A 7,805-nucleotide genomic window follows, 5' to 3' on the forward strand; every position below is an offset into this window, starting at 1 on the left:
CGACGGCGCGCGCCTCGAGCACCCGCTCGTCCACCCCCTCGAACCGCCCGCAGAGGAGGGTGACGCCGGGGTTGGCGGCGAGCACGCGCGCCCGGCCTTGCGTGAAGGGCGTGCCGCGGGGGGAGAGGTAGAGGACGGGCCAGCCGGCGGCCGCGGCGTCGAGGGCGGCCGCGACGACGTCGGCGCGGAGCACCATGCCCGGGCCGCCGCCGGCCGGGGTGTCGTCGACGGTGCGGTGGCGGTCGGTGGCGAAGTCTCGGATGTTGCGGACCTCGAGACGCCAGCGGCCCTCCTCCAGCGCCCGTCTGGTGAGGGAGTGGCCGAGGGGGCCGGGGAACATCTCCGGGTACAGGGTGAGGACGCGGGCGGTCCAGGGGGCGGTCATCGCGACCCGAGATGCGCCGCGACGTCCATCGCCTGATGCGGCACGCCGAGGATGTCGATGCCACCCTCGCGGACGAGATAGAAGATCATATGCGCCCCCTCGGGATAGGAGTGATAGCCTTCCCTGATGTCCGGGCGGGCGCGACCACGGCGTGGATCCTCGGCGAGCCAGCAGAAGCGGCGATGGATCGCTTCGAGGTAGGCATCGCGCTGCCTGCGTCCCCATGTCTTGAGCGTGAAGCGACCGATGCTCCTGAGGTCGGCTCGGGCGCGCGATGTCAGCCGAAGGGGCTCGGTCATTCCTCCTGATCGAGCTCGGCGATCAGGCCTTCGAGCGAGTATTCGACGAACTCGCCGCGGGCCGCCTGTTCCGCGCCCTCGGCAAGATGCGCCCGGAGCGCCTCAAGGCGGGAATTGCGCTCTTCCAGCGCACGAAGCCCGTCACGCACCACTTCACTCGCCGAGCCGTAACGACCGCTCGCGACCTCCTTGCGGATGTAGGTCTCCCAGTGCTCTCCCAGACTGAAGCTCGTGCTGGCCATGGGCGTCTGTCTATTCATTCGTGCTACTTATGAGTATAGGTGCAGTGCGCCATTTTCAACCCAGCAGTCCCTCCGGCGGATCGGCGACGATGCGTCGAGCCGTGAGATCCACGGTGGGAACCGCCGCGCGGGTGAAGGGGAGGAGGAGTTCGGGAGCGCCGGGGCGGGCGATCTCGAGGATGTCGCCGGCGCCGTGGTCGAGGATGGCGCGGACGGTGCCGAGCGGCGCGCCGCCGGTGTCGACGACGGCGAGGCCGATCAGGTCGGCGTGGTAGAATTCGTCCTCGCCGAGCGACGGCAGCCGGTCGCGCGGGGCGTAGAGGCGGGTGCCCTTCAGCGCCTCGGCCTCCTCGCGGGTCGTGACGCCGGTGAGGCGGGCGGCGAAGGCGCCGGGGATCGGCCGGGTGATGCTGACGCCGAAGCTGCGGCCGTCCTCGGTGAGGAGCGGCGCGTAGCCGGCGATGGCGGCCGGGTCGGCGCAGAAGGACTTCAGCCGCACCTCGCCCTTGACGCCGAAGCCGCCGGCGATGGCGCCCACGCAGGTGAGGCCCGCGGGATCGGCCATGGCGCGCGTGCGGGCCTACTCGGCCGGGGCTTCCGCGGCGGCCGCCTTGTCGGCGCGGGCCTTGGCGCGCTCGAGCGCGGCCTTGCCGGGCTGGCCCTGCTTGGGGTTCGAGCGGGCCTTCTTCTCGGCGAGGCCGGCGGCCTCGAGGAAGCGGGCGACGCGGTCGGTCGGCTGGGCGCCCTGGCCGAGCCAGTACTGCACGCGCTCGACGTCGAGCTTCACCCGCGTCTCCTTGTCCTTGGCGAGGAGCGGGTCGTAGGTGCCGAGCTTCTCGATGAAGCGGCCGTCGCGGGGCGAGCGCGAGTCGGCGGCGACGATCGAATAGTGCGGGCGCTTCTTGGACCCGCCGCGGGCGAGCCGGATCTTCATGGCCATCTGGTCAGTCTCCTTGGGTCTGGGTGGGCCCGCCGGTCACGGCCGGCCCGTTCTCGAGATGCCGCTCGTGGTGGCGGATCACTTCGGAAATGATGAAGTTCAGGAACTTGCGGGCGAACTCCGGGTCGAGGTCGGCCTGCTCGGCCAGCCGCTCGAGGCGGGCGATCTGCACGCTCTCGCGCGCCGGATCGGACGGGGGCAGGCCGTGCTGCGCCTTGAGGACGCCGACCGCCTGGGTGTGCTTGAAGCGCTCGGCCAGCGTGAAGACGAGGATCGCGTCCAGCCGGTCGATCGATTCGCGGTGGCCGCGCAGGAGGTCGGCAGCGTGGCGGATGGCGTCGACGCTCATCGCGGTGCCTCCGCTTCGAGCGCGGCGGGGCCCGGATGGCGGAAGACGATCTCCTGCGGATAGAGCGGCCGCGCGTCGGGGTCCTCGACGCAGCCGAGGCGGCGGGCGAGGGCGACCGAGCGGCGGTTGCCGGGATCGACGTAGCTGACCGCCGTCTCCCAGCCGAGCGTGCCGTAGGCAAAGGCGCGCACCGCGCGCGCGCCCTCGGCGGCGTAGCCGCGGCCCTCGAAGCCCGGCAGCAGGATCCAGCCGATCTCGGGCTCGGGGAAGTGCGGCGCCCGGTTGGCGGCGAGCTGCCCGGCGAAGGCGCCGGTCGCCTTCTCCTCGAGGCCCCAGGCGCCCGAGCCGACCAGGTCCCAGGCGCCGACGTCGGATGCGAAGACGTGCCAGGCCCGGTCGGCCGGAAGCGGGCCGCCGACGAAGCGCGCAGCCGCCGAGCCATAGAAGGCGGCGAGCGGCGGGAAGTCCTCCAGCCGGTGCGGCCGGAGGCGCAGGCGCTCGGTCTCGATCACGGGGGCGGGCACCGGCGCGGCGGTCATTTCTTGCGGCCGAGCCCCGAGAGGCCGGGCGGCAGCGAGAGGCCGGGAGGGAGGGCGCCGGGCATGCCGCCGGGGGCGGGCATCCCGGGGGGCAGGCCCCCCGGCATCCCGGCCGCGCCCTTGCCGAAGAGCGCGCCGAGCCCGCCGCGCAGGAGGCCCTTCTTGCCCATGCCGCCCATCTTCTTCATCACGTCGGCCATCTGCCGGTGCATCTTCAGCAGCCGGTTCAGCTCCTGCACCTCGAGCCCGGCGCCGGCGGCGATGCGCTTCTTGCGGCTGGCCTGCAGGATGTCGGGGTTGCGCCGCTCCTTCCTGGTCATCGAGTCGATCAGCGCGACCTGCCGCCGCAGCATCCGGTCGTCGATGCCGGCCTCGTCCATCTGCTTCTGCATCCGCCCCATGCCGGGCAGCATCCCCATGACGCCCGACATGCCGCCCATCTTCTGCATCTGCAGGAGCTGGCTCTTCAGGTCGTTCATGTTGAACTGACCCTTCTGGAACCGCTTCACCATCCGCTCGGCGGCCTCGATCTCGAGCGTCTCCTGCGCCTTCTCGACCAGCGCGACGATGTCGCCCATGCCGAGGATGCGCCCGGCGATCCGGTCGGGGTGGAATTCCTCGAGCGCGTCCATCTTCTCGCCGAGGCCGACGAACTTGATCGGCTTGCCGGTGACGGCCCGCATCGAGAGCGCCGCGCCGCCGCGCCCGTCGCCGTCCATGCGGGTCAGGATGACGCCGGAGACGCCGACCCGCCCGTCGAACTGCTCGGCGACGTTGACCGCGTCCTGGCCCGTGAGGCCGTCCACCACCAGCAGCGTCTCGTGCGGCTTGGTCGCGTCGCGCACGGCGGCGACCTCGGCCATCAGCTCGTCGTCGACGTGCAGCCGCCCGGCGGTGTCGAGCATGACGACGTCGTAGCCGCCGAGCGTCGCCTGCTGCCGCGCCCGCTTGGCGATCGCGACCGGATCCTGCCCCGGCACGATCGGCAGCGTGTCGACCCCGACCTGGGTTCCGAGGATGGCGAGCTGCTCCATCGCCGCCGGGCGGCGGGTGTCGAGCGAGGCCATCAGCACCCGCTTGCCCTCGCGCTCCTTCAGCCGCTTGGCGAGCTTCGCCGTCGTCGTCGTCTTGCCCGAGCCCTGCAGGCCGACCATCAGGATCGGCGCCGGCGGGCTGTCGATCCTGAGGTGCCCCGGCTCCCCCTCGCCGCGCAGCATCTCGACGAGCGCGTCGTGGACGATCTTCACCACCTGCTGGCCGGGCGTGACCGACTTGGTGACCGCCTGCCCCTTGGCCTCCTCGCCGACCTTCTTCACGAAGTCCCGCGCCACCGGCAGCGAGACGTCCGCCTCGAGGAGCGCGGTCCGCACCTCGCGCAGCGCCGTGGCGATGTCCTCCTCCGACAGCGCGCCCTGGCGGGTGAGCGAGCCGAAGACGCCGGAAAGCCGGTCGGACAGGGTCTCGAACATGGGGCCGCCCCCTCCTCAAACGACGATCGCGCCGGTGGGCGCAACGCGCTGACCGGCGGCGATCCTGCAGACTGCCAGGACCGGAGGGTACGGGACTCTCCGGGAACTTGCCCGCGATCTAGGGGAGAAGCCGCCAGCGGTCAACCCCGACGCTCACAAGGGGCTTGCCGGACGAATTGGTCTGACGTCTGATGTCTCGACGCCGAATCACACAGCGAACCGCCCCGCATGGCCCGAGACGCCCTCGCCAGCCTCGCCGCGCTCCCGCCGCTCGGGCGGGCCGACCAGGTCGCCGAGGCCCTCTCGCGCCACATCGACGAGGCGCACCTCAAGCCCGGTGACCGCCTGCCCACCGAGCGCGCGCTGATGCAGGCGCTCGGTATCGGCCGCTCCAGCCTGCGCGAGGCGGTCAGCCAGCTCCGCGCCCTCGGCGTGCTCGAGACCCGCATCGGCAGCGGTATCTATATCCGCAAGCCAGTCTCGGCACGCACCGTCCACCTGCCGCTCTCGATCGAGCCGCGCGACCTCGCGGGCGGGCTCCTCCTCACCCTCGAGGTCCGCCGCGGCGTCGAGATCGAGGCCTCGATGGCCGCCGCCCGCCGCCGCACCCCCGAGGACATCGCCCGCATCGAGACGGCGCTCGACGAGATGGAGCGCGTCCACCTCCGCGAGGGCACCTCGGGCGCGGCCGATCTCGCCTTCCACCTCACCGTCTACGACGCCAGCGGCAACCCGCTCTTCCGCCAGGTGCTGGAACAGCTCCGCGGCCACTTCGAGCGCTTCTGGGCGCAGCCCTTCGACCGGCCCGACTTCGCCGGCCGCTCCTTCCCCTTCCACCGCCGCCTCTTCGAGGCGATCCGCGACGGCGACCCGAAGGCGGCCGCCGCCCACACCCGCGCCATCCTCGACATCGTCGAGGAGGACATCCGAGAGATGAGCCGATGACCGCCGCCCTGCCGCCCCGCGCGCTCGACCCCGTCGAGGCCGCCCGCCTCACCGTCGCCCACGACGGCGCGCACGCCTTCTCGGCGGTCGTCCCGCCCATCGCCCAGACCTCGCTCTTCACCTTCGCGAGCTACGACGAGATGCTCGCCGCCTACCGCGGCGAGATCACCCGGCCGATCTACAGCCGCGGCATCAACCCGACCGTCCGCCTGTTCGAGGAGATGCTCGCCGCCCTCGAAGGCGCCGAGGACGCGCTCGGCTTCGCCAGCGGCATGGCGGCGATCTCGGCCGCCGTCCTCTCCTTCGTCGGCCCCGGTGACCGCATCGTCGCGGTGCGCAACGTCTACCCCGACGCCTTCCGCCTGTTCGGCACCGTCCTGCCCCGCCTCGGCGTCGAGGTCGCCTACGTCGACGGCCGCGACCCCGCCGCCGTCGCCGCGGCGCTGCCCGGCGCGCGGCTCCTCTACCTCGAGAGCCCGACCAGCTGGCAGATCGAGGCGCTCGACGTCGGCGCGCTCGCCGCCGCCGCCCGCGCCGCCGGCGTCCTCTCGATCATCGACAACAGCTGGGCGACGCCGATCTTCCAGAACCCGCTCGCGCTCGGCGTCGACCTCGTCGTGCACTCCGCCTCGAAATACATCGGCGGCCACAGCGACGTCGTCGCCGGCGTCGTCGCCGGCCCGAAGGCCCTCGTCGACCGGCTGCGCGCCGAGCTCTACCCCTACGTCGGCGGCCGCCTCGCCCCCTTCGACGCCTGGCTGCTGGTGCGCGGCCTCAGGACGCTGCCGCTCCGCATGCTCGCCCACCAGGCCTCGGCGCTCGAGATCGCCCGCCGCCTCGCCGCCCGGCCCGAGGCCGCGGCGGTGCACCACCCCGGCCTCGGCACCCTGCCGCCGGGCCTGCGCGGCACCTCCGGCCTCTTCTCCTTCGAGCTCGCCGAGGGGCTCGACCCGCGCGCCTTCTGCGACCGCCTCCGCCTCTTCCAGCTCGGCGTGAGCTGGGGCGGCCACGAGAGCCTCGTGGTGCCGGGCGAGGTGGTGCTGCAGCAGAAGGCGCAGCCCAACTCGGCGCACGCCTTCGGCATCAGCCCGCGCTCGGTGCGCCTCCACGTCGGCCTCGAGGGCACCGAGGCCCTCTGGGCCGACCTCGCCGCCGGCCTCGACGCCGCCAGAACCTGAACCGGACGACCAACAGGGGGAAACCACATGAAGCGACTTCTGACTGCAACCGCCTTCGCCGCGCTCTTCGCCGGCTCCGCGATGGCCGACACGATGCTCAGGCTCGTCGAGGTCATCACCAGCCCGCAGCGCACCGAGACGCTGAAGGGCATCGTCGGCCAGTTCGAGGCGGCGAACCCCGGCACCAAGGTCGAGATCATCTCGCTGCCCTGGGGCGAGGCCTTCCAGAAGTTCGCCACCATGGTCTCGGCCGGCGACCTGCCCGACGTGGTCGAGATGCCCGACACCTGGGTCTCGCTCTACGCCAACAACAACCTGCTCGCCGACCTCTCGCCCTGGCTCGAGGGCTGGGAGCACGCGAGCGACCTCTCCGACCGCGCCGTGGCGCTCGGCGCCGTCGACGACAAGCCGGTGATGCTGCCCTACGGCTTCTACCTGCGCGCCATGTTCTACAACAAGGACCTGCTCGCGGAGGCCGGCGTCGAGGCGGTCCCGACCACCCTCGACGAGTTCCACGCCGCGGCCGAGAAGGTCTCCGCCCTGCCCGGCAAGGCCGGCTACTGCATGCGCGGCGGCCCGGGCGGCCTCAACGGCTGGGTGATGTTCTCCGCCACCATGGCCGGCGACAACGCCTTCTTCGACGAGGACGGCAACTCGACCTGGTCGAGCGAGGGCTGGGAGAAGGGCCTCGAGTGGTACGTCAACCTCTACAAGGACGGCCTCGCCCCCAAGGACAGCGTGAACTGGGGCTTCAACGAGATCGTCGCCGGCTTCTACACCGGCCAGTGCGCCTTCCTCGACCAGGACCCGGACGCGCTCATCGCCATCGCCGAGCGGATGAAGCCCGAGCAGTACGGCGTGACCACCTTCCCCAAGGGACCGGACGGCAAGGCCTTCCCGACCATCGGCTACGCCGGCTGGTCGATGATGGAGACCTCCGAGAACAAGGACCTGGCCTGGAAGCTCATCGCGACCCTCGAGGGCCCCGAGGGCAACGTGCCGTGGAACAAGATGACCGGCGCGCTGCCGGCGCTGAAGTCGGCCGAGAACGACCCCTTCTACCAGAGCGAGGCCTTCAAGGGCTGGTTCGAGGAACTCGGCGATCCCGACGTCGTGCCGACGATCATGCCGACCTACCTCGAGGAATTCGCCTACTTCAAGGACAGCCTCGCCATCTCCACCGGCCAGAAGGCGCTGCTCGGCGAGATCACGCCCCAGGAGCTCGCCGCCCAGTGGGCCGACTATCTGACCAAGGCGCAGCAGAAGTACCTCGACAAGTGATGCGCGATCCGGCGGATTGCGTCCGCCCCTCTTGCACGGCGCCGCTCGCGATGAGCACGGCCTGCGCCTGCCGGGGGGCAGCGGATCATCCGGATTGCGTATGAAATCCCGGGCGGGCGTCGGCCGTGCCGGCGCCCCTCCCGAAGCCCGTCCCGACGCGCCAATTCCTGCCAGATCG

General features: G+C 71.9%; 10 protein-coding genes and 1 pseudogene. 3 read left to right on the forward strand and 8 right to left on the reverse strand.

What is annotated here, in order from left to right; genetic code table 11:
- From Q0112_RS04105 to ffh, 8 genes and pseudogenes are all read right to left on the reverse strand, one after another.
- Positions 1–385, reverse strand: a pseudogene (locus Q0112_RS04105) (tRNA (guanosine(37)-N1)-methyltransferase TrmD); the annotation flags it as partial.
- Positions 382–684 carry a type II toxin-antitoxin system RelE/ParE family toxin gene (locus Q0112_RS04110; protein ID WP_297971779.1) on the reverse strand — a complete coding sequence of 101 codons (303 nt, stop codon included), beginning with the start codon at positions 682–684 and terminating at the stop codon, positions 382–384. The gene Q0112_RS04110 and the pseudogene Q0112_RS04105, both read right to left, overlap by 4 nt.
- Positions 681–926, reverse strand: a complete 246-nt coding sequence (locus Q0112_RS04115) for a type II toxin-antitoxin system ParD family antitoxin (protein ID WP_297971781.1) — start codon at positions 924–926, stop codon at positions 681–683. The genes Q0112_RS04110 and Q0112_RS04115 overlap by 4 nt, the downstream gene beginning before the upstream one ends.
- Before the next feature lie 55 nt (positions 927–981).
- On the reverse strand, positions 982–1,491 hold the full coding sequence (rimM, locus tag Q0112_RS04120; protein ID WP_297971784.1) for a ribosome maturation factor RimM: 510 nt from the start codon (positions 1,489–1,491) through the stop codon (positions 982–984).
- Between the two features lie 15 nt (positions 1,492–1,506).
- Positions 1,507–1,866, reverse strand: a complete 360-nt coding sequence (rpsP, locus tag Q0112_RS04125) for a 30S ribosomal protein S16 (protein ID WP_297971786.1) — start codon at positions 1,864–1,866, stop codon at positions 1,507–1,509.
- Between the two features lie 4 nt (positions 1,867–1,870).
- Positions 1,871–2,215 carry a chorismate mutase gene (locus Q0112_RS04130; RefSeq protein WP_297971789.1) on the reverse strand — a complete coding sequence of 115 codons (345 nt, stop codon included), beginning with the start codon at positions 2,213–2,215 and terminating at the stop codon, positions 1,871–1,873.
- On the reverse strand, positions 2,212–2,727 hold the full coding sequence (locus Q0112_RS04135; protein ID WP_297971791.1) for a GNAT family N-acetyltransferase: 516 nt from the start codon (positions 2,725–2,727) through the stop codon (positions 2,212–2,214). Before Q0112_RS04135 ends, Q0112_RS04130 begins: the two co-directional genes overlap by 4 nt.
- Before the next feature lie 23 nt (positions 2,728–2,750).
- Positions 2,751–4,223, reverse strand: coding sequence for a signal recognition particle protein (gene ffh / locus Q0112_RS04140; protein WP_297971794.1), 1,473 nt, complete (start codon positions 4,221–4,223; stop codon positions 2,751–2,753).
- A gap of 228 nt (positions 4,224–4,451) precedes the next feature.
- On the opposite strand from ffh, the gene Q0112_RS04145 reads away from it, so the two are divergent.
- From Q0112_RS04145 to Q0112_RS04155, 3 genes are read left to right on the forward strand one after another with little or no spacing between them, the layout of a single operon-like run.
- Positions 4,452–5,168 carry a FadR/GntR family transcriptional regulator gene (locus Q0112_RS04145; RefSeq protein WP_297971797.1) on the forward strand — a complete coding sequence of 239 codons (717 nt, stop codon included), beginning with the start codon at positions 4,452–4,454 and terminating at the stop codon, positions 5,166–5,168.
- The gene (locus Q0112_RS04150) at positions 5,165–6,346 is read left to right on the forward strand and encodes a PLP-dependent transferase (protein WP_297971800.1); all 1,182 of its coding nucleotides are present in this window, start codon (positions 5,165–5,167) and stop codon (positions 6,344–6,346) included. Before Q0112_RS04145 ends, Q0112_RS04150 begins: the two co-directional genes overlap by 4 nt.
- Before the next feature lie 27 nt (positions 6,347–6,373).
- The gene (locus Q0112_RS04155; protein WP_297971805.1) at positions 6,374–7,627 is read left to right on the forward strand and encodes a sugar ABC transporter substrate-binding protein; all 1,254 of its coding nucleotides are present in this window, start codon (positions 6,374–6,376) and stop codon (positions 7,625–7,627) included.
- The last annotated feature ends 178 nt before the right edge of the window (positions 7,628–7,805 follow it).

The sequence above is a fragment of the uncultured Amaricoccus sp. genome (assembly GCF_937858865.1).
Classification (GTDB): Bacteria; Pseudomonadota; Alphaproteobacteria; order Rhodobacterales; family Rhodobacteraceae; genus Amaricoccus.